Annotated in this window: 26 protein-coding genes; 12 read left to right on the forward strand and 14 right to left on the reverse strand. The window is 45.2% G+C overall.

Going from position 1 to position 24380, the window contains the following annotated elements; genetic code table 11:
* The first annotated feature begins 6 nt into the window (after positions 1 to 6).
* Both DPF93_RS06810 and DPF93_RS06815 read left to right on the forward strand, forming a co-directional pair.
* Positions 7 to 1131: a M20 family metallopeptidase gene (locus tag DPF93_RS06810; protein ID WP_114765463.1), complete on the forward strand. Its 1125-nt coding sequence runs from the start codon at positions 7 to 9 to the stop codon at positions 1129 to 1131.
* 211 nt (positions 1132 to 1342) lie between these two features.
* Entirely contained in the window at positions 1343 to 1741 is a 399-nt protein-coding gene (locus tag DPF93_RS06815; protein ID WP_114765464.1) for a YkvA family protein, read from the forward strand.
* Positions 1742 to 1829: 88 nt separating this feature from the next.
* Here the strand turns inward: DPF93_RS06815 and DPF93_RS06820 are convergent, their stop codons facing one another.
* Complete coding sequence (locus DPF93_RS06820; RefSeq protein ID WP_114765465.1) at positions 1830 to 3134, reverse strand: dicarboxylate/amino acid:cation symporter; 1305 nt, start codon at positions 3132 to 3134, stop codon at positions 1830 to 1832.
* Positions 3135 to 3546: 412 nt separating this feature from the next.
* On the opposite strand from DPF93_RS06820, the gene DPF93_RS06825 reads away from it, so the two are divergent.
* On the forward strand, positions 3547 to 4005 hold the full coding sequence (locus DPF93_RS06825) for a YaiI/YqxD family protein (protein ID WP_114765466.1): 459 nt from the start codon (positions 3547 to 3549) through the stop codon (positions 4003 to 4005).
* Positions 4006 to 4120: 115 nt separating this feature from the next.
* Complete coding sequence (locus DPF93_RS06830) at positions 4121 to 5743, forward strand: sulfatase-like hydrolase/transferase (RefSeq protein WP_114765467.1); 1623 nt, start codon at positions 4121 to 4123, stop codon at positions 5741 to 5743.
* Between the two features lie 21 nt (positions 5744 to 5764).
* Here the strand turns inward: DPF93_RS06830 and DPF93_RS06835 are convergent, their stop codons facing one another.
* Both DPF93_RS06835 and DPF93_RS06840 read right to left on the reverse strand, forming a co-directional pair.
* A complete protein-coding gene (locus DPF93_RS06835) occupies positions 5765 to 6214 on the reverse strand; it encodes a hypothetical protein (protein ID WP_114765468.1) in 450 nt (149 codons plus the stop codon).
* A gap of 18 nt (positions 6215 to 6232) precedes the next feature.
* Complete coding sequence (locus tag DPF93_RS06840; RefSeq protein WP_114765469.1) at positions 6233 to 6655, reverse strand: c-type cytochrome; 423 nt, start codon at positions 6653 to 6655, stop codon at positions 6233 to 6235.
* A 160-nt stretch (positions 6656 to 6815) separates the two neighbouring features.
* Between DPF93_RS06840 and DPF93_RS06845 the strand changes: the two genes are divergently transcribed.
* Together DPF93_RS06845 and DPF93_RS06850 are read left to right on the forward strand one after the other, a co-directional pair.
* The gene (locus DPF93_RS06845) at positions 6816 to 7487 is read left to right on the forward strand and encodes a cytochrome b/b6 domain-containing protein (RefSeq protein ID WP_114765660.1); all 672 of its coding nucleotides are present in this window, start codon (positions 6816 to 6818) and stop codon (positions 7485 to 7487) included.
* A 17-nt stretch (positions 7488 to 7504) separates the two neighbouring features.
* Positions 7505 to 7933, forward strand: coding sequence for a MarR family winged helix-turn-helix transcriptional regulator (locus DPF93_RS06850; protein ID WP_114765470.1), 429 nt, complete (start codon positions 7505 to 7507; stop codon positions 7931 to 7933).
* Positions 7934 to 7956: 23 nt separating this feature from the next.
* Here the strand turns inward: DPF93_RS06850 and DPF93_RS06855 are convergent, their stop codons facing one another.
* The 3 genes from DPF93_RS06855 to DPF93_RS06865 all read right to left on the reverse strand — a co-directional run bounded on the left by DPF93_RS06855 (position 7957) and on the right by DPF93_RS06865 (position 10840).
* Positions 7957 to 8601 (reverse strand): glutathione S-transferase family protein, encoded by a 645-nt coding sequence (locus DPF93_RS06855; protein WP_114765471.1) that lies wholly within the window; start codon positions 8599 to 8601, stop codon positions 7957 to 7959.
* Positions 8598 to 9827, reverse strand: coding sequence for a YbfB/YjiJ family MFS transporter (locus DPF93_RS06860; protein WP_244204695.1), 1230 nt, complete (start codon positions 9825 to 9827; stop codon positions 8598 to 8600). Before DPF93_RS06860 ends, DPF93_RS06855 begins: the two co-directional genes overlap by 4 nt.
* 158 nt (positions 9828 to 9985) lie before the next feature.
* Positions 9986 to 10840, reverse strand: a complete 855-nt coding sequence (locus DPF93_RS06865; protein WP_114765472.1) for an N-acyl homoserine lactonase family protein — start codon at positions 10838 to 10840, stop codon at positions 9986 to 9988.
* Between the two features lie 114 nt (positions 10841 to 10954).
* Between DPF93_RS06865 and DPF93_RS06870 the strand changes: the two genes are divergently transcribed.
* Complete coding sequence (locus DPF93_RS06870; protein ID WP_244204696.1) at positions 10955 to 11836, forward strand: LysR family transcriptional regulator; 882 nt, start codon at positions 10955 to 10957, stop codon at positions 11834 to 11836.
* Between the two features lie 108 nt (positions 11837 to 11944).
* Here DPF93_RS06870 and DPF93_RS06875 read toward each other — a convergent pair whose 3' ends face one another.
* Positions 11945 to 12352, reverse strand: a complete 408-nt coding sequence (locus DPF93_RS06875; RefSeq protein ID WP_114765474.1) for a DUF1330 domain-containing protein — start codon at positions 12350 to 12352, stop codon at positions 11945 to 11947.
* A gap of 236 nt (positions 12353 to 12588) precedes the next feature.
* On the opposite strand from DPF93_RS06875, the gene DPF93_RS06880 reads away from it, so the two are divergent.
* Positions 12589 to 13266, forward strand: a complete 678-nt coding sequence (locus tag DPF93_RS06880) for a cupin domain-containing protein (protein WP_114765475.1) — start codon at positions 12589 to 12591, stop codon at positions 13264 to 13266.
* 45 nt (positions 13267 to 13311) lie between these two features.
* On the opposite strand, the gene arfB is transcribed toward DPF93_RS06880, so the two are convergent.
* The 3 genes from arfB to DPF93_RS06895 form a co-directional block, all read right to left on the reverse strand.
* On the reverse strand, positions 13312 to 13725 hold the full coding sequence (gene arfB / locus DPF93_RS06885; protein ID WP_114765476.1) for an alternative ribosome rescue aminoacyl-tRNA hydrolase ArfB: 414 nt from the start codon (positions 13723 to 13725) through the stop codon (positions 13312 to 13314).
* 123 nt (positions 13726 to 13848) lie between these two features.
* Complete coding sequence (locus DPF93_RS06890; RefSeq protein WP_114765477.1) at positions 13849 to 15147, reverse strand: alpha/beta fold hydrolase; 1299 nt, start codon at positions 15145 to 15147, stop codon at positions 13849 to 13851.
* A 72-nt stretch (positions 15148 to 15219) separates the two neighbouring features.
* Positions 15220 to 15984 (reverse strand): AraC family transcriptional regulator, encoded by a 765-nt coding sequence (locus tag DPF93_RS06895; RefSeq protein WP_114765478.1) that lies wholly within the window; start codon positions 15982 to 15984, stop codon positions 15220 to 15222.
* Positions 15985 to 16078: 94 nt separating this feature from the next.
* On the opposite strand from DPF93_RS06895, the gene DPF93_RS06900 reads away from it, so the two are divergent.
* Both DPF93_RS06900 and DPF93_RS06905 read left to right on the forward strand, forming a co-directional pair.
* Positions 16079 to 17257: an MFS transporter gene (locus DPF93_RS06900; RefSeq protein ID WP_114765479.1), complete on the forward strand. Its 1179-nt coding sequence runs from the start codon at positions 16079 to 16081 to the stop codon at positions 17255 to 17257.
* 113 nt (positions 17258 to 17370) lie between these two features.
* Entirely contained in the window at positions 17371 to 18135 is a 765-nt protein-coding gene (locus DPF93_RS06905; protein ID WP_114765480.1) for a ferredoxin--NADP reductase, read from the forward strand.
* Positions 18136 to 18156: 21 nt separating this feature from the next.
* Here DPF93_RS06905 and DPF93_RS06910 read toward each other — a convergent pair whose 3' ends face one another.
* Positions 18157 to 18492, reverse strand: a complete 336-nt coding sequence (locus DPF93_RS06910; RefSeq protein WP_114765662.1) for a hypothetical protein — start codon at positions 18490 to 18492, stop codon at positions 18157 to 18159.
* A 209-nt stretch (positions 18493 to 18701) separates the two neighbouring features.
* On the opposite strand from DPF93_RS06910, the gene DPF93_RS06915 reads away from it, so the two are divergent.
* Positions 18702 to 19058, forward strand: coding sequence for an acyl-CoA synthetase (locus DPF93_RS06915; RefSeq protein ID WP_114765481.1), 357 nt, complete (start codon positions 18702 to 18704; stop codon positions 19056 to 19058).
* Positions 19059 to 19137: 79 nt separating this feature from the next.
* Here DPF93_RS06915 and nagB read toward each other — a convergent pair whose 3' ends face one another.
* The gene (gene nagB, locus DPF93_RS06920) at positions 19138 to 19938 is read right to left on the reverse strand and encodes a glucosamine-6-phosphate deaminase (RefSeq protein ID WP_114765482.1); all 801 of its coding nucleotides are present in this window, start codon (positions 19936 to 19938) and stop codon (positions 19138 to 19140) included.
* Positions 19939 to 20352: 414 nt separating this feature from the next.
* Here nagB and DPF93_RS06925 point away from each other — a divergent pair, with 414 nt between their 5' ends.
* Positions 20353 to 21531, forward strand: a complete 1179-nt coding sequence (locus DPF93_RS06925; protein WP_114765483.1) for a tetratricopeptide repeat protein — start codon at positions 20353 to 20355, stop codon at positions 21529 to 21531.
* 68 nt (positions 21532 to 21599) lie between these two features.
* Here the strand turns inward: DPF93_RS06925 and sstT are convergent, their stop codons facing one another.
* Together sstT and rsgA are read right to left on the reverse strand one after the other, a co-directional pair.
* A complete protein-coding gene (gene sstT, locus DPF93_RS06930; protein WP_114765484.1) occupies positions 21600 to 22823 on the reverse strand; it encodes a serine/threonine transporter SstT in 1224 nt (407 codons plus the stop codon).
* A gap of 356 nt (positions 22824 to 23179) precedes the next feature.
* Positions 23180 to 24235 (reverse strand): ribosome small subunit-dependent GTPase A, encoded by a 1056-nt coding sequence (gene rsgA / locus DPF93_RS06935; protein WP_114765485.1) that lies wholly within the window; start codon positions 24233 to 24235, stop codon positions 23180 to 23182.
* Positions 24236 to 24380 lie beyond the last annotated feature (145 nt).

Raw genomic sequence — 24380 nt, forward strand, 5'->3', positions numbered from 1 at the left:
GTGATGATGAATTTTTCACTTGAACAATATTTAGCAGAGCTACGTCCACTGATTGATGTGGATTGCGGCACTTACACGCTAGAAGGCATTGAGTTTATTGCTAGCCAATTTGAAGCGAAATTTGCTGAGATGTCTGGTTGGAGCGTGAAACGCATCGATTGTGGTAAAGCGGGTGTCGGTCTAGAGATCCGCAACCAACCAGAAGCAGAGATGATTGATGTGATGCTAATTGGTCACATGGATACTGTTTTCCCAGTAGGTACCGCGGCTGCACGTCCAATGACCACGGGTGCTGATAAAGCATACGGTCCTGGCGTATCAGATATGAAATCGGGTCTGCTAAACGTGGTTTACGCGATGCGTAACCTAGACCAAGCAGTACTGGACAAGCTATCTATCTGCATTTGCATGAACCCTGATGAAGAGACCGGTTCTACAGATTCAGTTGAGTGGCTGCAATCTGTGGCGAAAAATGCGCGCAATGTATTGGTTGCTGAAGCGGCTCGCGCTGACGGTAGTCTTGTAAAAGCACGCAAAGGTCTAGCAGGTTACAAGCTAACCTTTAGTGGCAAAGCGGCACACGCCGGTAACGATCCGCAAGCAGGTCGCAGTGCAATCACTGAGATGGCAAACTGGATCTTAGCTATTAATGCGATGACTAACTTCGAGTCAGGCACGACACTTAACGTTGGCGTTGTGAACGGCGGTACAGGGGTGAATATCGTTCCTGACCACGCGACAGCATTAGTGGATGTGCGCTTCTGGAGCAATGACGAGTATGCGGATGTGGATGCTAAGCTAAAAGCGATGCTTGAAACGCCGTTTGTTGATGGTGTGACGATTACGCTAGAACGTGAAACCTACAAGCCATCAATGGTTGCAACTGACAAAACCCACGCGCTAATGGCGTTGGTGGAAGAGTCTGCGCAAGAGCTGGATATCACTATCGGCTGGCAAGAAGTGGGTGGTGGTTCAGATGCGAACAACACCGCAATTCTTGGTGTTCCAACCCTAGATGGTTTTGGTCCGATTGGCGCTGGTTTCCACAGCGACCTTGAATACCTACAGTTAGATTCGATTGAGCCACGTATCCGTATGCTGATGCGTGTGCTTGAGAAAATCGCCGCTTAATAAGCGCAAAAATTTAGTCAAAGTTCCCCTAATATCCATCCCCAAGCTTCGGTTTGGGGATTTTTTTGTCTTTGGTAATCGTAGTGACGTTGTCACTAAAATTGATATATAAAACGAACAATAACCGCAATATTAATCTTGTGTTCATCTTGACTCATCTATGCTGAGTGACATAAAGATAAATTTAGACAGAATAAGTGAGGAGGAACTGATGACCTCATTAACAAACAACAATGTAAATTTAGTAAATCCACAGCTTGATCAAGATGTCGCTTTGCAACTAGAGCAAACAGCAACGCCAGATGAAAAAACGTTTTGGCATAAAATGAAGAAATCCGCCAAGCGAGCTGGTGAAGAACTTGCTGTGATGGGAATTAAATCTTGGCTAGCTCTTGCTGACTCCAACACTTCGGTGCGCCATAAAGCGGTGCTAGGTGGTGCGTTAGCTTACTTTGTTTTGCCAACGGATATGGTGCCAGACGTGATGGCAGGTGTGGGTTTTACCGATGACATGGCAGCACTAACCTTGGCTGCAAATTCAGTAGGTAGCGCGATTACCGATGAACATGAAGCGCAAGCGCGTGATAAGTGGAGCTCAATGACAGAGTAACTGCTTTATCGTTAGTCTATCGCCTAACGCTTTCAAATTTCATAAAAAAACCACCGCACGCGGTGGTTTTTTACACTGTAAAGTTACGTTACGCTTGGCTTCGTTTGAGATGAACTTCTTCTTCTGCAACACCGGCTTGAGGATCATTAAAACGAGCCTCATCCAGTGCGCCTTCCGATTTCGCCACGATAATAGTGACCGCGCTATCACCGGTGATATTTACCGCAGTGCGGATCATATCCAGCAGACGGTCAACACCCATAATCAGGGCAATACCTTCTAATGGCAGACCAACTTGGTTTAATACCATTGCCAGCATTACCAAACCGACGCCAGGGACACCTGCAGTACCGATGGATGCAAGAGTAGCTGTCATGATAACCATTAGGTAATCCATCATAGTCAGATCAATATTGAATGCTTGAGCGATGAAGGCTGTCGCCACACCTTGCATGATCGCAGTGCCGTCCATGTTGACCGTTGCGCCCAATGGAATGGTGAATGAAGAAACTCGGTTCTCAACGCCCATACGGTGCTTCGCGGTTTCCATTGTGACTGGAATGGTTGCGTTTGATGAAGCCGTTGAAAAGGCAAACATGATCGCGTCTTCCATCTTACGCAGGAAGGTGATTGGGCTAAGACCAGTAAAGCCTTTTAGCATTACGCTGTAAGTCACAAGACCGTGTAGCAGCAGGGTGCCTGCAAGTACTAAGAAGTATTCCGCTAGGTTGATGATGGCACCAAGACCAATATCGGTGAACAGTTTTGCCATCAGGAAGAACACACCAAAAGGTGCCAAGTTCATCAAGATAGCAACAAGCTTCATGATCACTTCATTCAGATCTGAGAAGAAATCAGCGATGCGTTCACCCGGTTTACCTGCTGCACTGATGGCAATACCAAACAGTACCGCAAATACAATTACTTGCAGGGTCTTACCTTCAGCCATTGCGCTGATAGGGTTGGTTGGGAACATATCGATGATCACTTGACCAAGCGATGGCGCTTGCGCTGATTGGAAAGTGCTTGCTGCGGTCAGATCGGCACCAGCACCTGGCTGGAATAGGGTTCCCATCGTCAGAGCTAAGGTAATCGCGATGGCGGTGGTGGCGATATAGAAAGCGAGGGTTTTACCACCCATGCGACCAAGGGTTGAAAGGTCTTTAAGAGAGCTGGTGCCACACACCAAAGAGACAAAGACTAACGGTACAACTAACATCTTCAAGCTAGCGACAAAGATTTGTCCACCAACTTCAAACAGTCCATTTACTACATACTCGTCGACAAATCCGCTGTCAGCAAACAGGGCTCGAATGGCAAAGCCCGTCAAGATACCCGCTACCATGCCTAAAATTACGCGACCGGTTAGCGACATCGGTTTCTTGGTATTCATTTTGAACACTCCTTATAGTTTTACCCCTCCAATGGGGAGGTGCAGGAGGTTAGCAGTGGAAAGAGTAAAATAAGAAGGAAAAAGGTTTCTTTGTGGTTATAGATGTGATCACAATCACTAAATAAATGTGATTTATTTCATATTTAATGTGTATGTTTTGAGCAAAATTATCAGATTATGGTGATTTTGCGCACGCTATATGGAGTTGGAAAGAAAAGAACATCGGCTAAAGATTAACGAACTTAGCTTAACTTCGGTGATAGTGCATGATTTATAATAGAAATACGCCGCATAGAGGTACTGGCACTTAACTCTGAGAAAGTTGCTGTTGGCTCCGGTAAGATTAGTCATAGGTATCGCAGGGTTAAGCCGTTACAATGTGAACAGTTCAAATAAATGAGAATACTAATTAATGAAGATTTGGGTTGATGCGGATGCCTGTCCAGTTGTGATTCGCGATATTCTGTACAGAGCTGCGCAGCGCACCGGCGTAGAAGTCACTTTGGTTGCCAACCAGTTTATTCGCACGCCAGCAACGACCAATATTACCATGCTGCAAGTAGAGGCGGGCTTTGATGTTGCCGACAATGAAATCGTTAAACGTTCACAGGCAGGCGATCTAGTGATCACCAGTGATATTCCATTGGCGGATGAAGTGATTACCAAAGGTGGGCATACACTTAGCTCGCGCGGCGAGCTGTTCACCAAAGAGAACATTAAGTCGCGTCTCAATATCCGCGATTTTATGGAAACCATGCGCAGCAGCGGAATCCAAACCGGCGGTCCTGCACCGCTTAATCAAGCTGACCGTCAGCAGTTTGCCAATCAACTTGATAAGTGGTTAGTGCAGTGGCAACGCGCGCAGAATTAATTATTTGTAATGCATAGGCAATTGTAAGAGAATCGCTTCCCTTTTTTAAAGACTGCCGTTTATAAGTTTGTTAAGCGGTGGTTGAAGCAGTTGTTCTTTCGTAGTTTTTTTGTCTATGTTTAGTAAGTATCTAAAACCTATCAAATACGATAGGTTTTTCTTTTTATTACCAATTCTATTTTCCATTGTTGTTACTTGTTCTGAAGTCGTCATCAGGCAGCAGTTAGATCTAGCACCGCTTGCTTCTATTTGGAGTTCTGTAGGCTATGGTTTACTTGTTGGCGTTATTGTATGCCATGCTAAATCGACTTTGATTGCGCTTGTATACTCAGTATTTGTTATTGCGGCTTACTCTATTCAATATTCAAATTTGAGCTATTTTGGCTATTGGATTTCTCCAATGGATTTATGGCTACTATTCGAGAAGTTTACTGAGGTTTATCAAGCCAGTGTTAGCGTTATACATTACCAATACTCAACAATTGTAGCTGTAATCTTAGTTTCATTGCTTATTGTCGCAATGTTGCTAAGTAGACGGAAAAACACATTTAAATCTCATATCTTGAGCTTTATTGGTGCTGGTGTTTTGATTTTTTACCCGATAAAAATGACTTTGGATAAAGACATATCTCTTGGTCGTCTTCCAAAAATATCACACACAGTTATTAAGACGTCCATATACACGTTGGGTTATTTTGCTAGCCACACGTTCCCCGAAGAAGTCCTGGGGATTTCGGGTGTTAAATCTGTTACACGCAGTGCACCGGAGAAGCTTGATTCGCCGAACTTAAACAATATTGTGATTTATATGGGTGAAAGCTTATCTTCATCGTATATGAGCTCTTTTGGCTATTCTGCGCAAACTACCCCATGGCTTGATATGCAAAAGCTAGCGGGTAACTCTTACTTTGGTCAAGGGTTCTCTGGGGGACTGTTTACGGATGTAAGTATGCCTTTCTTTTTCAACATGATTGAAAAACCGAATGCGCTAAAGCAGATCGCTGCGGGGGATACAAATTTATTTCGTTTGGCGAAAGAGCAGGGCTACAAAACGTATTTTTATTCAAGTCAAATGAGTTCTGGGTTGGCGTTGGTATCGTCCTTAGGAACTGCGTGGATTGATGAATATGCAGATGCAGAAGATATTACAGGTGACAAAGATAAATCTGTTGATGATGTACAGCTTGTAAAATGGTTAAGTGAAATTGATCCAAATGGGAAAAACTTTATTGTTTTAAATCCGAGTGGTTCACATGAACCTTATATCGAGCGTTCACCTAGTGACATGAAGATTTTTGGACAGGAAACTCTTCAAAATGAATATTTGAATAGTGTTTATTACACGGATTTCCTGCTGGAGAAAATGAGTAATATCATTCACGAGTCAGAAGGCGGATGGACGTTTATTGTCACCTCTGATCATGGGCAGAATGTTACAGATAATACTGCAGGAAAAGGCAGTTTTTTGTATGAAAACAACTACCTTGTTCCAGTTTACATAGATTCAAATAATCCGGATGTAATAAAGCTAGCAAGAGAGCGGCTAGATTCTTGTGAGCGTAGCTTTCAAGTTCAATTGTCTTCTCTTGTCGCTGAATATTTAGGCTATCAACATGAAGGATTCGGTTGCCAGAGTGGTTATGTTGCAGGTAGCCGAAGAACCGGTAACTCTGGTTATATGCGTCTTAGTTTTGATGAAGCGGCTGGTGCATATCGTTCTGAAATGATCTACAACTAAGTTGTTTAGGTTAAAGCGCCCTCAACGTGGGCGCTTTTTCATTCTAAGTACACCCCTTAAACTTAACCCCATCAATGTCAGATTGGTTGCGCCTGCGAGTAGCTCAATCAACTGCACTGCGTAAAAGTTAGTGCCAAAATCACCTTGGCTAGCGAGCGAGTTTAGGTACAGTGCTGCTGGCAAGAGAATAACCAAGCCGTTAATCGCGATAATTGGCATGCGTTTCTTTTTACGTCCAATTGGTCCAACGCCCATTTTGATCTTAGGTGCTAACTTAGCGCCTGTGGCTCCAGTAATTGCCATTAGAGGAATGAGTCCCCAAACTGCATACGCAATGACTTGTTTTACCGCTGCGATGGTTTGAGTGGAAGCTAATACTTCACTTAGCACTGAAGCGCTAAAAAAACAGGCAATCGTCAAAAATGCCAGAATGGCACAAGTGCGGTGCATGGTTTTGATTTTGCTATTCATACTGATCTTTCCTCATTGTTAACGAGAACGATAAGCGCGGTGGCAACTGCGACAGGTTTTCTCTGCTTTATCAATGCCATCTTCTGCCATCGAAGCATTGTGTTGCTGGCTAGCTTGATACAACTCACTAATACCTTGATCCATTTGTGCCATTAGCTGTTCAAATTTGGTCGTGTCTTGCCATATTTTGTCACTTGCTTTGCTGCCTTCGCGGCTTCCCTCTGGGAAGCTTATTGTGTGGCTTGCATGGGTGAGCTGTTTGGCAACGAGTTCGAGTTGTTGCCAATTAGTGTCATTGCCATCGACTAGATCACTCGCTTTATCGAGCTGATCTTCGATAAGGCTAAATGCCTTTTGACGAGCTTCAATGACATCAGCACTGTTATTAGCCCAAGTAAAAGTTGATAGCAGCAATGTAAGTAGCAAGATTGATTTTTTCATTTTTAGTTTCTCATGTTAGGAAGTGAGTTTAATTTACACAACAACAGTTGCCTAAGCAACTGTTGTTGTGTAAATTAAATGGCGTTCGAGAGAAGGTAACCAAGGATTGTGCCTTAAGTAACTAATTCAATTATGAAAAGCGGATAGGTATAAAATGAAAATTAAAGTATGGGACGGCGCAACACGCCTCTATCATTGGACGCAAGCGGGTCTATTTGTCGCTTTAATGGCCAGTGGTAAGTCGGGTAATGGTCCGCATATTGAGCTGGGCATTGCCTTACTAGTATTGGTATTTTGGCGTGTTATTTGGGGATTTGTCGGCAGTGAAACCAGTCGTTTTGTTACCTTTGTCTATTCTCCAACAAAGACTTGGCACTATGTGACAGGTAAAATGAAAGCAAAGCTTGGTCACAACCCTCTAGGGGCGTGGATGGTGATAGCATTAGTTGCGAGTTTGCTTTTGCAATGCCTCTCTGGTTTAGCATTAGCAGGGCTACTTGATGGATTGCCAATGTCTCAAGTTTGGCTAAATGATGATGTTTTTGTTGTGGTTGAGTCGATGCACTTAGTATTGGTCAATATACTTCCTATGCTGGTAGCGTTGCACCTTGTCGCAATACTTGTCTATAAACTGCGTGGCAAGCCGTTGGTCAAAGCCATGGTGACGGGTTTTAGCACAACGAACCAATCAATTAATCAGTTGGATTTTTCTGTACCTGACAACGCTTTGCCAAAGGCAGCACAACCACAGTTTGCTTCGCAAGCGTTCGCATTTTTAATGCTTGTTGCGGCAGCATTAGTTACTATGGCAATAATTGCATTTTCAGTTTAGTCCTATGTGGTAGAGAAATGAGTGAACAATTTGATCGACAAACCAGCTTTGGTTGGATGATAAATGTTGTAGCTGGTCGAGCGGAGAAGATGTTTGATGCTGAGCTCAAAAAACATGGTCTAAGTGTGGCGCTCTGGCCAACCATGATGTGCTTATGGGAAGAAGAGGGGGTGACGCAGCGCGATATTGCAGCCAAGTCGAAAGTGGAGAATTCAACCACCACCCGCACGCTCGATAAGTTAGAAAAGCTTGGTTTGGTTGAGAGACGTGCTGATCCAAATAGCCGCCGCACACATCGTATTTATTTGACAGCGCAAGGACGTGAGCTTGAAAAGGCGCTGATCCCAATTCCTGTCGAGATCAATCAGCAAATGCTAAGTAGCCTTGATCAAGAGGAGCAGCAGCAGATGATTACCCTACTGCAAAAAATGGTCGCGGCGATTTAATCGCAACAGCACCCGATCTGTTTCTATGCCAAATCAGCGAAACTTGGCTTGCTTGCCAGTTTCGCTACGCTGATGTGATTTAGCACCTCGTTAAACGGTGAGTGAGACATAAACTCTTCAATGGAGTGTTGTGCATACAGCTTAAATAACTCAGGCTGACGAAACGCAACGTAGTCTAGTGCGCAATGTAAGTAGAGGTTGGCAAGGCTAGGTGCAATTGTCGGTGTGCTTTGTGGATGCTGATACTCGGATAAATATTGGTTTAGCTCAATCATGGCACGCTGAACGGCTTCTATTGTCCGTTGATGCAGCTTATTTGGTAGGTCGATAAAGCGCCCTAACGCAACGGATTTAAAGCTAATTTCCATTAGCGTTTTTGCTATGCCGGTTCGTTTACTTTCGTCTTCATCTGCCAAGTTGAATTCTTGAATCGCATTTGGTTGGAATCGAGCTATTAAGTACTGGCAGATGGTTAGGCTCTCGATGAGGCTATGACCGCTGCGCAGTTCGAGTGCAGGGATCATACTAAATGGGTTTACCTGCAAAAGCTCAGTTGGTGATGACCATGGATCGACCCACACCAACTCGAACTCCTGATCATTTGTCAGCAGAGCGGTTGCGAGCGCCACACGTGAAAAAGGCGAAGTGTCATTTAAGTAGAGTTTCATCGGGCATCCTTGAGGTGAGTAAATTGAGAATGAGAAGGTCTGGAACGACTTAATGCGACTAGCATTGAGGCGCAAACTAATGCCAGCGTACTGGCAATAAATAGCGGCTGGTAGTCAGCAATGCTTGGCGCAAGATGAGCATACAGATAACCGAATAACCCTTGAGAAACCGCAAATGCCATAGTGAGTAAACCCCAAGCTTTGGTGTTGAGTTCGTATCCCACGCACTCAAGCGTATAAGCTGAAATTAGCGCTACAACACCTGTGGTAAATAAGCCAACCAACAGCGATGACATGATTAAACCAACTAGGCTAGTGGTTATTGTAGGTAAGAACACCCCGAAAGCTTTGCACAGCAGCACGCCACATAGGGCGAACTTAAGGTTAAGTTTGTCACCAATTGCACCGACTAGAATGGGACCAAGCGCGGCTCCCACTCCAAAAATTGCCCACATGGCGCCGCCAAAGGTGAGGCTTCTATCGAGATCTCGCACGATAAAATCGACCCAAAACAGAGTATGCGGTAAGTAACCAATCGCATCGAGCCCATAAGCCAAAACCAGCAACGTTAGTGTGCGTTGCTGCGCTTTAGATAAAGTGTTGAGCTTGGCAGAAGAGAGCCCAAAACTTGTATTTGTATCGGTTGCTTTCCAAGTCGACCAAGTGATAAAGGTGGTGAGAAAGGTTATCGCAGCAAGTAAGAGCCAAGCGGCGGAAATACTCTGCTGCAAAATGATGGGTAATAGGCAGCCTGCCAGCATTACGCCCAAACCTATACCGGAGAAAATAATGCCGCTTATCCTTGCTTTGACTTCGGGAGGATGGAGACGCACGATAAGAGGTGGTGCGAGGATCATCAGCATTGCGCCAGTTAACCCAGCGAGTGCTCGCAGAAAGAAATAATAGCTAAACGTGATATCTTGCAAAGCACAGCCAAGAAAGCTCAAGCTGCTGAGTAACATAGCCGCGCGAATCAAGCTGACGACAGAAAAGAAGCGGCTTAAATAGTGGCAAAGTGGCGCACCGAGGATGTAACCGACCAAGGTGGCAGCACCAAGATAAGATGCCTGTGCTTGGTTAAACCATCCGGCATGTATCAGTGCAGGCATCATGGCAATGTAGGCAAAACGACCAATCCCATTGCCTACCAAGGTGGCGCCAAAGCCAGCCAGAGAATATGAGTTGAATAGCGTAATGCGAGGTTGGGTGAGGTTAGGGCTGTGCACCTTGATTCCTTTCAAAGATGATGGCGAATATAGTAACCAGATGCGGTGTTACTCTCCTTTCTGCACCCAATCAGCCCTTATTTTCTCATTACTGAGAGCGCTCCGCATTTAGACTTTAGGTCAATAGACTTACGTTATCTTTTTGGGAGCGAGTGAAGTTATTGATAGCGATAAGGTGCCAGTTTTCTTTGCTTAAACTCATCGATATCATGCCCAATCCAAATTTCAGCGCCTTTTTCTGTGAGCAGTTTTTCAACTCGTGCAAAGGAGGCTTTGGTCTGCTCTGGCTGATTAAATACTGGAATCGCTTTTTGCTCGCGGTTTAGATGTGAGTGGTAGAGATCTCCACTTAGGACGATAGGTCCGTAATGAGGTAAGTCAACATAGAGCGCTTGATGTCCCGGAGTATGACCTGGTGCGGAGATGATTACGACTGAGCCATCACCAAAAACTTGGTGATCGCCTTCAATCACATGTACGGAATCTTTGAGGTTTTGATATTGTGTCAGATCAAACCCAAGCTTTGCCGAAATCTCAGGGTCAAAAGCCACATGATGTTCATTCTTTTGAATTAACCATTTTGCAGAGCTAAATTGATTGGCATTGCCTGTGTGGTCTGCGTGTAAATGTGACAGCACGAGGTAGTCTATATCACTTGGCGTTAGCTTCATCGCTTGTAGCTGCTGATTGAGAGTGGTTGGCAAACTAAAATGAAAAGCCCCACCCATCACCTCGATACCTTCGGGCATGGCATTGAGCCCGTCGTTCAGACCCGTATCCCACAGCAACGTCCCTTTAGGATGCTGGATCAGATAACAGCTATTGGCGGATTGCATTGGTTGCTCGTCCGAGACATTAGGGTTAAACATACTTGGCTTTCTTGCTTCAATTCTTCCGCAATCAAGTACGCTGATGGAAACATCGACTTTGCCATCACTACTAAAGCGTTCAAATCCATCAGCAAAGGCTACAACGGGTAGCATAAGGCTCATCAAAAGCATTGAGTTCTTCATCAAGTTTTCCTCTATTTACTTGAAGTGACATGTAATTTGTCTCAGCTTAAGTAGTTTTAAATGCAGCAAAAACGGCATAATTTGCATGGAGCTTTTCAAAAATGGGACGATAGCGTGAACTTTAACGATCTTCTGATCCTCAAAACCATCGCCGAAAGAGGCAGTTTCGTTTCTGCGGCGGAGCATCTCGATCTGCCGACGAGTACTGTCAGTCGTCGAATTGCTGAATTAGAAAAACAGTTAGGTGTGAAGTTATTGCAACGTACTTCTCGTACCGTTCAATTGAGTGAGTTAGGAGAATTGCTCCATCAGCAAACTGCGCCACACCTAGAGGGGTTAATTGACAGTGTGACCTTTTTGCAAGACCAGCAAGAGCATGTTAGTGGTAAATTGGTGGTAGTGTCGCCCATATTTCTCGCTTACTTCCGCTTGTCAGAGTGGCTTGGTGAGTTTCAAGCGCGCTATCCTAACTTGGAGATCCAATACCGGATCAGCAATAGCATTGAAGATATTCACACTGAGCAAGTTGATTTGGCAATTCGCCCCGGACCGCTGAAAGATTCCTCTTTGGTGGCGAAATTTCTCTATCAACCTGAAATGAGGCTCTATGCTGGGTTGCCTTGGTTAAAAAATCATGTGTTACCTGCTCATCCACATCAATTGACGGGTGTGAGGTCTTTTACGGTGCCGTACTTTGCAAAGACTTGGAATTTGCACAAAGGCAGCAAAACATATCAGCTGACGACAGATTACCAAGCTTACGCCAACGATTATGGACCATTAGCTCAAGCGATGATCCATAATGCAGTGATTGGTGTGTTGCCAACGGTGTATGGCGATGAGTTTGTGAGACAAGCAAAGCTGATAAAACTGTTACCTGAATATAAAGTCGAACCACCCGGACCGGTTTATGCCGTATATCCATCCAAGCAGTTCTTGCCGCGTAAAACCCAGTTGTTACTTCGCTTCCTAGAAGAAAAATTTGCTGCGCTTTGATAGAGAAAGACTCTAGCTGGGTCGCAAGAGATCTAAGATTAAGGCGCCTTGGTTCTCAAGGTGTTTGGTTTCTCAAGGTACTCTGGTTTCTCAAGGAACACTGGTTTCTCAAGGCACTTTGGTTTCGATATTTAATTGTCCAGCAAGACCGGCTTCACGGTGCACCTTGAGCTGATTAAACTCCTCGGATGAAGTCATATCGAGCAGCGCTTGGCGAGAGGGGTATCTTACAATTACAAACGAATCCCAAAGCTCATCAATCTGACCAATAATTAATCCGCTAACTTCAGAATAGAACACCACTTCTGCGCCATACTTTTCCAGTACTTTGAGCATGGGGCGCCCATATAAGTCATACGCTTCTCTGCCAGTGAGATTGGTTTTTCGACCATCCGCATACTCGGATTTTTCGCGGAACTTGAACAGGTTAAGCAGGTGGATAGGTCCACTTTCTGGCTCTGTCTGTAGTCTGTCCATTTGAAGTTCTGTTGGGTGTAGCTGATTGATCACTTCCATGTTATCCCCGCCTATATGTTTAGAATTGTGAATAACAGGTTAACATTTAATCAGCGGCAAGGTTGCAGGATTAAAGTCGATTTTTCAGCTGTTTACAGAGGGTTTGCTTCGTTTGCTGGTAAAAGTTAAGTTATTAAGAGTATTGATACTTTGATTGGTAATTGACGTACAAATCGCGATTTACAAATTAACAAGTAGCTACACTTACGGAAAGCGATGCAGGTGAAGGGCAAAAAATGACGACTTTGATTAACGCCGATTTTGAACAGCGAGTGGTTATTCGCCCCAGTGATTATCAGTGGGTTGACTCGCCAATGGCTGGCGTTGAACGAATGATGCTCGACAGAGTGGGTGATGAGGTCGCGCGCGCTACGTCACTTGTTCGTTATGCGCCAAACAGTCGGTTTTCCGCTCATACTCATGGTGGCGGTGAAGAATTTTATGTCCTCGAGGGCACTTTTTCTGATGAGCATGGTGATTATCCAGCGGGCAGTTATGTGCGTAATCCCATCGGAACTGCGCACACGCCGCGCATTGGTGCTGATGGTGCGACCATCTTTGTTAAACTGCAGCAATTTAGTCAGCAAGATGATCAATCCGTCATTGTGAATACTAACCAACAGCCTTGGCGACAAGGGTTAGTAGACGGTTTAGAGGTGATGCCGTTACACGAGTTTGAGTCAGAGCAGGTGGCTTTGGTCAAATGGGCGCCGAATACTCAGTTTAACGCTCACCAACATTGGGGAGGTGAGGAGATCTTTGTGTTAGAAGGTGTTTTCTGTGATGAACTTGGTGAGTACCCCGCGGGCACTTGGATTCGTAGCCCTCATTTAAGTCAGCATAAGCCGTTTACTCAAGAGCAAGGGGCATTGATATTAGTGAAAACAGGGCATCTTTTGCCTGATTTTGATTAATCTAGCCAAACGGCTATCTTGGCGAACGGCTCACTTTGTCAGCGATTAGTCACGTATACGACCGCGTAGTGATTTAGTTTGGCTTTTAATTCCCTTGGCTTTCAACCGTCTTTCTTTCGAACCGCGTGTTGGTCGGGTCGCTTTGCGCGCCTTTTGCACCACCATCGCTGCGCGGATCACCTCAGCCAAACGGTTTAATGCATCTTCTTTATTTTGCTCTTGAGTACGGTATTGCTGCGCTTTGATCGTAATAACACCTTCTTTCGAGATGCGGGAATCATTCAGCGCTAATAGCCGCTCTTTGTAGATAGCGGGGAGAGTTGAGTGCTTGATATCAAACTGCAGATGGATGGCACTGGAAACTTTATTGACGTTTTGTCCTCCCGAACCTTGAGCACGGATTGCCGTCATTTGAATTTCCCAATCATTGAGAGAGACACTGTTTGATATTTTAAGCATGCTTTTTCCCATAAAAACTCAGCCACAGCGTGGCTGTGGCTGAGTGTACACTATATTGGTGTGACTTGAATATCCAGCGTTGCTGACCGCACCCTCAAGCGAGTTGAGGGGATGAACTCGCGCTTATACTAAGGTTGCCGCAGTTTGGTTCCCCATCGCGATAAGCGTATCTAAGATGCGCTCGCCATCGGCGCGCAAGCCATTGTGCTCATATTCGTTGGTGATCCACGCTTTGGCGTTTGGCATCATTGCTAAGGTTTCTCGGCTGTAATCCATCTCGACAAACATGTCATCGGCATAAACGGCGCAACTGACGGGTACTTTATTGCCTGCCAGTTGAACTGGGTCATAGAGCGGCCCCCAGTCCGTTTTGTTGGCTAAAATCTCTGCTGCTTGCTGCAGTGGCTTTAGATTTTTGTATTGCTCAAACATCCAAGGGAACACCATTTCACCGGTAAAGAGGAACGGTTGCCCTTTTTGGTAGTTAAACTGGGCGTATTGATCGCGCACGCGATGAGCACTCCAGTTTGAAGCAAAACCTTGGCAGTATATAGATTCGTGCAAGATGGCGTAAATTGGGTTGGTTTGGAAACCTTGTTCTGCCAACATCGCATTAAGGAATTCATAACGCAGCTGTTTTTGCCCTTCAATGTCGACAAAGGCATTTTCTAGCCCATAGTAGGTGCTAATAAAGCTGTCGCTCATACCGAAGTTGATACCAATTTGTTGGAATTGCTCAACAGTAAAGCGCTGCCCGTTTGGTAAGAACTCTTCGTTGTCGATGAGGTGGTCGGCAATGGCTTGGCAAAGTTCTTGGGCACGAGGAAACTGAGCAAAGAATGCTTGGTTTTTGTCTAACGTACGTTTAAAGGTGGCGTGGTAAACGTCATCAGCATGGTGAGATATCGAAGGCACACCGCCGGTGATGTAGCTACGTAGGATGCTTTGTGGGAACAATGAAAGATAAGTCAATGAACAAAAACCACCAAAGCTCTGACCTAAGATGGCCCACTGCTTCACGCCAAACTGCGCACGAATAAACTCAGCATCGCGCACGATGTTATCGGCTCTAAAATGGCTCAAATACTCCGCTTGCTGTTCTGGTGTTTTACCTGCCAAAGTTTGGTGGCTGACAACAGAGCTATTGCCGGTGCCACGTTGGTCAAGCAGCAACACGCGGTATTCCTCTAGGGCACGCTTTACCCATCCGCTATTGCCTATCGGGCGCAGTGCTGGGAAGCCAGGACCGCCTTGAAAAAATACCAGCCAAGGTTTTTGGCTTTGCTCATCACCAACGAGACGAACTTCACGGGCAAAGAGAGTAAGCTCGCCTTTATCTGGCTGAGCGTAATCTAAAGGAACGGAGAAATAATGGGGTAGATAGTGTAATCCATTATCAATAAATGCGTGTGCGTATTGCATGCTGTTTTCCTAGTTAACGCCGGCTGCTTTAAGTCTGCAGCGTATCAAATAACATAACTCACTAATCTTAGGTTATTGATTGATATATTGATATGGGGTTTGCCCGGTTTGCTGTTTAAAAAAGGCAATAAACGCACTATCACTAGAAAACTCAAGTTGATGGGCGACATCAGCCACACTTAGCCCAAGCGATAAATGTTCGATGGCCTTAAGCAGTCGCCATTGCTGACGCCAAGCTTGATAGGGCATACCTGTCTCGCGAACAAAAATCCGACTAATGGTTTTGCTGCTGGCGGCGATTTGTTGGCTTAGGTGGTTTAGTGATGGGGCATTGTTTGTTTGCAATGAATCGAGCCAAGCTTGCAGCCGCGTATCTTGAGGCAGCGGTAAAAAGAGTGTGTGCGGCTTTGCTTGTTGCAGTTCTTCAACAAATAAATTTAACGTGTGTTTCATTTCATCAGCAGGCTTATCCCAAACCCAAAATGACATTCGCTCGATCAACTCACGCAGTAGCGGGGTCACTTCTAAGATACTGACATCGCTTCCGCCAATATTGGTGTACTCTCCACTGAGATAGAGCGAGCGGTACTCAACCACATTACTCATTTTTGCGCAGTGTATGGTTTGGGCTGGAATCCACGCTGCTTTGGTTGGGGGTAGGACACATTGAACACCGGCGAGGGTAATCGTCATACACCCTTGCGGCGCGTAGAGCAGTTGCCCTTTGTGATGCTGATGTAGTCCAGAATCATGGCGACCGACGCGAGCGGCAATGCCAATAACTGGACTATCGAGATTGTCCGCGTTGAATTGTGTGCTTTCGTCGATCAGTGCCACTTGTCTTAATCTTGATGTATTTAGTCTTAATCCTATTAATAGGACTCTAGCACAGTTCGTTAGACTTCTCGGCGTTAAATAATGGAGAGAAGTGATGAAAACGAAATCCTCAATAGGCTTGATGGTGCTGTTAATGATGTTTCCTCAGATTGTCGAAACCATCTATAGCCCAGCTCTACCGATGATTGCGAGTGGCTTTGATGTTTCGATGCCACAGGCTGGCATGACGCTATCAATCTACTTTACTGCCTTTGCATTTGGCGTAGTGAGTTGGGGAATAGCAGCAGACATAATCGGCCGTCGAGCAGCGATGTTAGCTGGTTTATTAGTCTATGGGCTGGCGGCTTTTGGTGCCGTTTACGCACAAAGCTTTTACTGGCTATTGGCAATGCGTGCACTCAGCGCATTTGGAGCCGCAGTCGGGTCAGTGGTGACGCAGACCATGCTGCGAGACACTTATAATCAAGAGGAGTTGAGCAGGGTGTTCTCTTTGATGGGCGTCGGGATTGCGGTTAGCCCTGCGTTAGGGCTGTTGCTCGGCAGTTTATTCACTAGTCGTTACGGCTATCAAGGGGTGTTTAGTTTACTCGCGGTACTGGCGATGTTATTGCTGCTGCTTTCATATAGCCACCTGCGTGAAAGTCGAGTTCAAGACCGCAAGGAGGTGGTGATAGATTCCTTGTCTAAGCCGGAAATTAAACCAGCCTTGCTGAACTTGGCGCAACGTATGCTGTTAGATGGTCAGCTTTGGCGAAGTGCGCTGCTAATTTGCGGTTTTAATGTGATGCTGTTTAGTTACTACCTACATGGTCCTTTCTTGTTTGCTCAGCTTGGGTTTAGTTCGATGCAATTTGGTTTTAGTGGGCTATTACTTGCTGTGGCGACTCTTGTGGGTAGTAAGTTAAATAAGCACCTTATACGTCGTCAAATTGATGTTACTGTTCGAGTTCAGCTCGCAGCGGTAACTGCGTTACTCGGTGCTGCTGGTGTTTACGTGAACCTCCATTCAGTGTGGTTTTTAGTTCCTATGATGCTGGTGGTGATTGGGTTTAGTGTTGCAATACCCAATATTTTGGCGGGCGCTTTAGTCGCGTATAAACAGCAAGTAGGTTCTGCTGGAGCGCTGTTTGGCTTGGGCTATTATCTTTTAATTGGTATCGGGATGATGCTTGCTGGCGAGATAAACCACTTGGGTAATGTGTTGCTTTTGACCGCGCTTGGCACGCTTGTAGTAAGTAAGCCTTCTATCACTAGTGTTTGTAGAAATAGTTAACGAATCAAAAACCTGTCTAATATCCGTTAGCAAATTAGTCTATATTCAAACTTGTTACGTAAATGTTGTTTTTGCGCGCAGGCTTTATGTGGCAATCGACTAGGAGAAAGACTATGGCGGATATTGCAGGGTTTCATCGAGCGACGATTCAAAAAAGAACCGATTGGACAGAGCAACTGTTTAGCTTGCGTGTGATAGGCGCGCCTTTGCAATTTAAAGCGGGTCAATTCACTAAATTGGCGTTGCCGGATGCAGAGGGTAACGTGATTGCGCGAGCTTATTCTTTAGTCAACGCGCCACTGACAAGCAGTGACACTCTGGAATTTCTTATCGTTGCCGATCCCAATGGTCAGCTAAGTCCTCGCCTTCAACAGCTAAAAGAGGGCGAGGTAATCTATGTTGCTCAGTCGGCTCATGGCGACCTCATTTTTGAGACCATCCCAAAACAGACTAAAAACCTTTGGCTTCTTTCAACGGGCACGGGGATTGGTCCATTTTTGTCTTTATTGGACGATATTAGCTTGCGCCCGACCAGCGATAAAATCGTGCTAGTGCATGGCGTACGTCATGAACGCGCTCTGGTTTATCGTTACTTAATTGAGCAATTGCAGCAGCAATATCAAGGTCGTTTGGTGTATCAGCCGATAGTCTCAAGAGAAGAAGTCAGCGGTGCACTTCATGGGCGAATTAATGATTTGATAGAACAAGGTGTGCTCAGTGAGGCTTGCGACTGCGAGTTTTCTGCGCACAACAGTTTTGTCATGCTGTGCGGTAATCCAGCGATGATAAAAGACACCACAACGCAGCTATTGAACATGGGGCTGACCAAACATCGTAAAGCAGAGCCGGGTAATATTGTCTTTGAACGTTATTGGTAATGTTGCTTTGAGTTATTGCTTTTATCTGTCGTAAGGGACTTGGTCGAGCGCCCAAAAATCAAGCGTGTGATTCACTTCCTGACAGACGCCTTTCAAAATCTGATAATTCGGATCAAATTTATCCCCCAAGTAAGTCGTTCGAATCATCTCTCCAGTTTTTAAGTCGACTTGAGAAACCACTCGCCCCTTAAAATTTTGGAAAAGCACAAACTGCTCGCTTTGATAAATGCGCTGCGGACGGTAATAAAGAAAATTGTCTTGTGTTTCAAGTAGGACACACTTCAGTGGCAAGGTATCTGGCCCTGTGGAAGATGGTGAAGTGGTCAAAAGTAGTACTGAAAAAATTAGATTAGTCATTATCAGCCCCTGTATCAGCATCGTGCTTGAAATAAGTATAGGTCTGCAACTGATACGAAGTGCAAACTAATTTGGCTTAATAAAGTATGTTTGTTGATAACGCACGGATTTAATTTTCATCTGATGAGAAAAGCAAGGTTAGTATTGTTCGAGACAAAGAAGGGTTCCGCGTTACTCTGTGGAAAGTAAAGCAATGGAGTGAAGTGGCTATGAATCTGATCGTCAATGTACATAAAGGCGTTCGCAAAGCAGGCTTTGAGATGGCAACGCGCCAAGCGTGGAAGTGCGGTATGAAGGCGAATTTAGTCAATCGCGTGATTGGTGTAGCAAAAGGGCAAGTGGTATGTGTGGTGGAAGGAGTCAGGGCTGAATTGTCTACGCCGCTAAACAATCCACTGCACAATGATGATAAGCAAGGGCGCTACATGTTTGTCGGTGGTGTTTGCTGGGAGCCAAATTCACTACTAGCACCAGGTTTTCCTGACTTTATGTTTATGCACATCCGCAATTTAGGTAACAAGCATAAATACATGACAGATGATGAGCTGTTTTTTAACCTCGCCTAAGTTGCGTTAAACGAGCAAAACAAAAAGGAGGCATCAAGCCTCCTTAGTTATAGTGCAAAAGTGACACGCAAGGTTTGAATTAGAAACCTTTGATGTTTTCTGCTTCTAGCTCAGTGAAGTATTTCACTGTTTTTACTTTCAGCTCTTGTGTCGATGGTTCGTCACATACGATTACTGATTTAGGGTGTAGTTGTAGAGCAGATACCGTCCATAGGTGGTTTACGCTGCCTTCAACTGCTGCTTCTAGTGCTAGTGCTTTGTTGTGACCTGTCACTAGGATCATGATCTCTTCAGAATCTAGCAGAGTACCCACACCGATGGTTAATGCGTATTTTGGTACTTGGTTGATATCGCCGTCGAAGAAGCGAGAGTTCGCAATACGAGTATCTTCAGTTAGTGTCTTGATGCGAGTGCGAGAAGACAAAGAAGATGCAGGCTCGTTGAATGCAATGTGACCGTCGTTACCTACGCCACCCATGAATAGGTTGATTTTGCCGTAAGACTTAATTTTGTCTTCGTAACGCTTACATTCCGCTTCGTGTTCTGGTGCATTACCGTCTAGCAGGTTGATGTTTTCTTCTTGAATATCGATGTGATTAAAGAAGTTGTTGTACATGAATGAACGGTATGATTCTGGGTGATCCGCAGGAATACCAATGTATTCGTCCATGTTGAACGTTACAACGTGTTTAAAGCTAACTTCGCCTGCTTTGTACAGTTCGATAAGTGCGTTGTATGTTGCTAGCGGTGTACCACCAGTTGGTAGACCAAGAACAAATGGACGCTCTGCAGTTGGTTGGAAATCATTAATGCGTTTAACGATGTGTGCTGCTGCCCATTTACCTACTTGTGCTGCTTGTTGAAGCGGGATAAGTCTCATTTTCTGCCCCTGATAATTAGAATGCGGTATGTCGTAACATTATTTCGCATTATAAAATAAGTGATTTTGTTCTGCTATTGTTTTTGGTCAATTTTTGCGGTTTCTTTTGTGAAATATGGTTGTTGGTCATAACGCATACGTTTGCTTGTTGTTTTTATGTAACTTAATTGGCGGTTAAATGTGTGATTTTTAATTGGTCGAACTATCAATAAAGCGGCATCAGTAACCGGGTGTAGTGACATGATATCGTGCAAGAAATCAGCATAAAAAACCGAACATTATCGCTATATTTGAGCAATTCACATATCCTATAGAAACGAGATATAACAAGGCGAAGCGAGTTGCATATCTTATAGTAGTGGGTCGAAACAAGGTAGGCAGATTAGTGTTAAACACGATGTGTGAAGTTTATTGATGAATATGATGGGAATCGCCATAGGGGCGACCGGGCTGCTTCTATTGCTACTTTTTGCCTGGATGCTAGCTATTTCTGTGCGTCAGAAAAGAATCGAAACTGAACGCCGACAGCGTGAGGTCGCTTATAGAAAGGCGCTAGAGCGAGACAGAAAGCAAGAAAGAGAAGATCGCCGACGTAAAGCCGAAGCTGGCGACATTAATATGATCCTTTATCTTGCCAAAGAAGAAGAACGCACCAACTTACGCAAAGCGTTGTATTGGTATTTGAAAGCCGCGCAATTGGATAATGTCACGGGTATGTATGGGGTAATACGTATCAGTGATCGTATGAAAGAAGACATTGTGTTGCGCCAACAAGCTAAGTTTTGGCGTACTGCCATCGCGGCAATTGAGGGTGATCTGCAAGCGAAATTTGATGCGGCTGAAGCGCTGTTTTTTGGTCGAGGGGTCGATCAACATGTTGACAAAGCATACCGCTTGATGGAAGAAGCGGCGAAGATGCAATACATCCCTGCAATGCTGTTTTTGGGTGATTGGTTTACCGCACCGAACAACCCGACACCTTCTGCGAGCGCTGCGTTTGGTTGGTATTTACAAGCGACCAAGCTTAAGAGTAATGAAGGTCGTATGAAGTTAGGCTTGAGCTACATTCACGGCGTTGGCGTTGAGGCTGACTTTTATCAAGGCTGTTATTGGCTTGAGAGAGCGGGTGAGAAAGGCTACACGCCGGCGATGCTACAGGCAGGTGAACATTGGCTCGAGCAAGGTGGGCAAGGTAAGTTTATCGCATATATTTGGCTTTTCTTAGCGGGGCAATTAGGCAATGAAGATGCTCGCTTGCTGCGTGATCAAGTTTCTCTAACCATCAGTGTTGATACCGTGGTGGGCTTGCAATCGTTAGCTAAGCCAATGCTAAAACGCATTCGTGAAAACAAAGTCGGTAAGCACGCTTTGATTAAAGCGCTCAATCGTTTGTATAAACGAGAGTTGGATTATCAGGCTTATGACATTGTAATTCCGGAAGCGGTCGATGCAGAAGCTATATTGGACCTTGCTGATGGTCATGAGAGCGAGCTTGAGGTTGAGCAAAAACCGAATCAAGCGCAAAGCGCGCAGGCAAACTATGCACCACCGCTTGATTTTACTCAGTCGCCGATGGATCAGTCGAAGCGATAGTAGTATTAACTGTAGAAACACAAAAGGCTGCCAATCGGCAGCCTTTTTAATAAGAGTAAAAGCAAAGATTATTGTGGGCGGTTTTGTTTTTGCTTCTGCTTACATACTGCGGCAGTAAAGATAACGTCAGTTGAGCTATTTAGTGCCGTTTCCGCTGAATCTTGGACCACACCAATGATAAAACCAACCGCGACTACCTGCATTGCGATTTCGTTTGGAATACCAAACAGTCCACACGCTAGTGGGATCAGAAGTAGAGAACCGCCCGCAACGCCCGATGCACCACATGCCGATACGGCAGCAACGATACTCAGTAGCAGCGCTGTCATCAGATCGATTTCAATACCCATGGTGTGTACAGCCGCTAAGGTTAATACCGTGATGGTGATAGCTGCACCTGCCATGTTGATGGTTGCACCAAGCGGGATAGAGACTGAGTATGTGTCTTCATCAAGTTTTAGCTTTTCACACAGCGCCATGTTAACAGGAATGTTAGCGGCACTTGAACGTGTGAAGAAAGCGGTTACACCACTTTCACGTAAGCATTGGAAAACCAATGGGTATGGGTTTTCACCGGTTTTAATAAACACAATGATTGGGTTAACCACTAGCGCAATAATCGCCATCGCGCCAAGTAATACGGCAAGTAAGTGCGCGTAGCCAGCCAGAGCAGAGAAACCCGTTGTTGCGAGAGTTGACGCAACAAGACCGAAAATACCAAACGGTGCTAGGCGGATAATAAAACGCACGATCTGAGATACGCCGTGGCTTAAATCTTCAAACAGTGCCTTGGTTGACGCTGATGCATGATGCAGCGCTAAGCCGAGTGCGATAGCCCACGCTAAGATACCGATGTAGTTAGCATTTTTCAGTGCATTGATTGGGTTATCAACCAATTGGAACAACAAGGTGTGCAGTACTTCTGCGATGCCTTGTGGTGGGGTAGCCCCTTCAGCACCTGAGACCAGAGTTAAAGTGGTTGGGAAAAGAAAACTCATGGTGACAGCAGTCAGCGCGGCGGTGAAGGTACCAAATAGGTACAGAACCACGATTGGGCGCATATAGGTATGTTGGTTTTTCTTTTGATTGGCAATTGAGGCTGCTACAAGAATGAAAACCAAGATAGGTGCAACGGCTTTCAGAGCACCAACGAAGAGCTCACCGAGCATGCCAACACTGGTCGCGTGTTCAGGAGCAATCAGTGATAGAGCGACACCTAAGATAATACCGGCTAAAATCTGCAACACTAAGTTGCCTCGGGCAAGCCGACCTAAAAATGAATCATAAAGCATAATAAATCCTGCATTTTGCTTTGGTTAGTTGGAGTGCGACAGCGGAATTAGAGATTGTGTTTACCGCTTCAGATAAGACAAGGATAGCTAAGCCATCCAAGTTTTTGAGAGCGATTAACCAGTGCAACTAAGCTGCGCGTCACGTCAACAAACGCTGTTTCTTTGTTATAGTGTTTCTTCATCGAACGGAAGTGAAGGAACTTATACTATCCTTCTGAGATATTGTGTCTAGGAATAATTCAATATCTAGGCGTTAATATTAACATTATTGACAAAAATGGAACCTAATATTGCAATAAGCAGCATGAAGGTGCATAAAAAAGGGGCGTTTGCCCCTTGTCTCGATATTGTATGCGTTAGTAGCCCAGTTTCTTTGAACGGTTTTCACTTTGCACAGAACGGCAATACTTTGTGAATTGCTTACTCTTAGAGCGTTGCTCTGCAAGGCTTGCTCCATTCCACTCTTGCTCGCGCATTAGCTTGAAATAGTTAGTAACGCGCCTTTGGTCGATATCACCAGCCTCAAGGGCTTTGGTTACCGCACAGCCTGGTTCATTGTTGTGTTGGCAATCACTAAAGCGACACTGCTCAACCAAGGCTTGGACATCGCTAAAAGTTTGCTCAACGCCATCGGCACAGTCATGGATTTGCAGCTCTCGCATTCCTGGAGTATCGATTAAGACACCACCAGAAGGCAGTAGATGCAGTGAGCGACTGGTGGTCGTGTGGCGACCTTTACTGTCACTTTCGCGAATACCGCCGGTTGCTTGCGTCGCTTCTCCGAGCAAGCTGTTGATTAGCGTTGATTTGCCCACACCAGAAGAGCCCATAAACGCCACCGTTTTGCCTTGTTTACACCAACCATTGAGTTGTTGACACTGCTGACTATCAAGCGCGTTAACCACTTCAACAAACAACATAGGATCAAGCGCCTGCACTTGGGCACGCTTATCATCGCTATCTGAGCAGAGATCGGCTTTGGTAAGAATGATCACCGGCTCCACGTCAGCATCGTGAGCGATAGATAGGTAGCGCTCAATACGGCTGAGATTAAAATCATCGTTTAGAGAGCAAACAATAAAAAGCGTGGTAACGTTGGAAGCAATAAGCTGTTGTGACACTTTACTGCCAGCAGCTTTACGACTAAACAGCGACTGCCTATCTAAAAGTCGTAAAAATTGACCATCCGTATCCAGTACCACCCAGTCTCCAACCGTCATGTCAGGCAAACTTTTGGTAATCGTTAATGAGTGTTGACCTTGCTCAGTCAGCAAAGTGTAACCACTGCGATGGTGTTCGGAGAGACGTGCAATTTGATGATGTTCGAGATCGTCAAGGGTAAGTTGTTGATGGAAAAGGTTGTTCCAGCCAAGTTGACTCAGGGTAATGGCGGATGTGGCATTTGAGTTCATTTTCAATCCCAAGGGCGTACTAATGGTGAACGGTGCTTAATTGGAGAGTGTTGCTGCTCAATGAAAGCGCAGACAAAACAGACATTCACAGTTAGGTGAATCCCTCACAGCAACCAAGCTTCTTCCTGAATGATGTTGCCCTGTA

It is taken from the genome of Vibrio rhodolitus, assembly GCF_003350325.1.
Classification (GTDB): domain Bacteria; phylum Pseudomonadota; class Gammaproteobacteria; order Enterobacterales; family Vibrionaceae; genus Vibrio; species Vibrio rhodolitus.

Coding starts and splice junctions, on each gene's coding strand:
- DPF93_RS06810 (WP_114765463.1), top strand. CDS start 7: ATGAATTTTTCACTTGAACAATATTTAGCAGAGCTACGTCCACTGATT.
- DPF93_RS06815 (WP_114765464.1), top strand. CDS start 1,343: ATGACCTCATTAACAAACAACAATGTAAATTTAGTAAATCCACAGCTT.
- DPF93_RS06820 (WP_114765465.1), bottom strand. CDS start 3,134: ATGAATACCAAGAAACCGATGTCGCTAACCGGTCGCGTAATTTTAGGC.
- DPF93_RS06825 (WP_114765466.1), top strand. CDS start 3,547: ATGAAGATTTGGGTTGATGCGGATGCCTGTCCAGTTGTGATTCGCGAT.
- DPF93_RS06830 (WP_114765467.1), top strand. CDS start 4,121: ATGTTTAGTAAGTATCTAAAACCTATCAAATACGATAGGTTTTTCTTT.
- DPF93_RS06835 (WP_114765468.1), bottom strand. CDS start 6,214: ATGAATAGCAAAATCAAAACCATGCACCGCACTTGTGCCATTCTGGCA.
- DPF93_RS06840 (WP_114765469.1), bottom strand. CDS start 6,655: ATGAAAAAATCAATCTTGCTACTTACATTGCTGCTATCAACTTTTACT.
- DPF93_RS06850 (WP_114765470.1), top strand. CDS start 7,505: ATGAGTGAACAATTTGATCGACAAACCAGCTTTGGTTGGATGATAAAT.
- DPF93_RS06855 (WP_114765471.1), bottom strand. CDS start 8,601: ATGAAACTCTACTTAAATGACACTTCGCCTTTTTCACGTGTGGCGCTC.
- DPF93_RS06865 (WP_114765472.1), bottom strand. CDS start 10,840: ATGAAGAACTCAATGCTTTTGATGAGCCTTATGCTACCCGTTGTAGCC.
- DPF93_RS06875 (WP_114765474.1), bottom strand. CDS start 12,352: ATGGAAGTGATCAATCAGCTACACCCAACAGAACTTCAAATGGACAGA.
- DPF93_RS06880 (WP_114765475.1), top strand. CDS start 12,589: ATGACGACTTTGATTAACGCCGATTTTGAACAGCGAGTGGTTATTCGC.
- arfB (WP_114765476.1), bottom strand. CDS start 13,725: ATGCTTAAAATATCAAACAGTGTCTCTCTCAATGATTGGGAAATTCAA.
- DPF93_RS06890 (WP_114765477.1), bottom strand. CDS start 15,147: ATGCAATACGCACACGCATTTATTGATAATGGATTACACTATCTACCC.
- DPF93_RS06900 (WP_114765479.1), top strand. CDS start 16,079: ATGAAAACGAAATCCTCAATAGGCTTGATGGTGCTGTTAATGATGTTT.
- DPF93_RS06905 (WP_114765480.1), top strand. CDS start 17,371: ATGGCGGATATTGCAGGGTTTCATCGAGCGACGATTCAAAAAAGAACC.
- DPF93_RS06910 (WP_114765662.1), bottom strand. CDS start 18,492: ATGACTAATCTAATTTTTTCAGTACTACTTTTGACCACTTCACCATCT.
- DPF93_RS06915 (WP_114765481.1), top strand. CDS start 18,702: ATGAATCTGATCGTCAATGTACATAAAGGCGTTCGCAAAGCAGGCTTT.
- nagB (WP_114765482.1), bottom strand. CDS start 19,938: ATGAGACTTATCCCGCTTCAACAAGCAGCACAAGTAGGTAAATGGGCA.
- DPF93_RS06925 (WP_114765483.1), top strand. CDS start 20,353: ATGAATATGATGGGAATCGCCATAGGGGCGACCGGGCTGCTTCTATTG.
- sstT (WP_114765484.1), bottom strand. CDS start 22,823: ATGCTTTATGATTCATTTTTAGGTCGGCTTGCCCGAGGCAACTTAGTG.
- rsgA (WP_114765485.1), bottom strand. CDS start 24,235: ATGAACTCAAATGCCACATCCGCCATTACCCTGAGTCAACTTGGCTGG.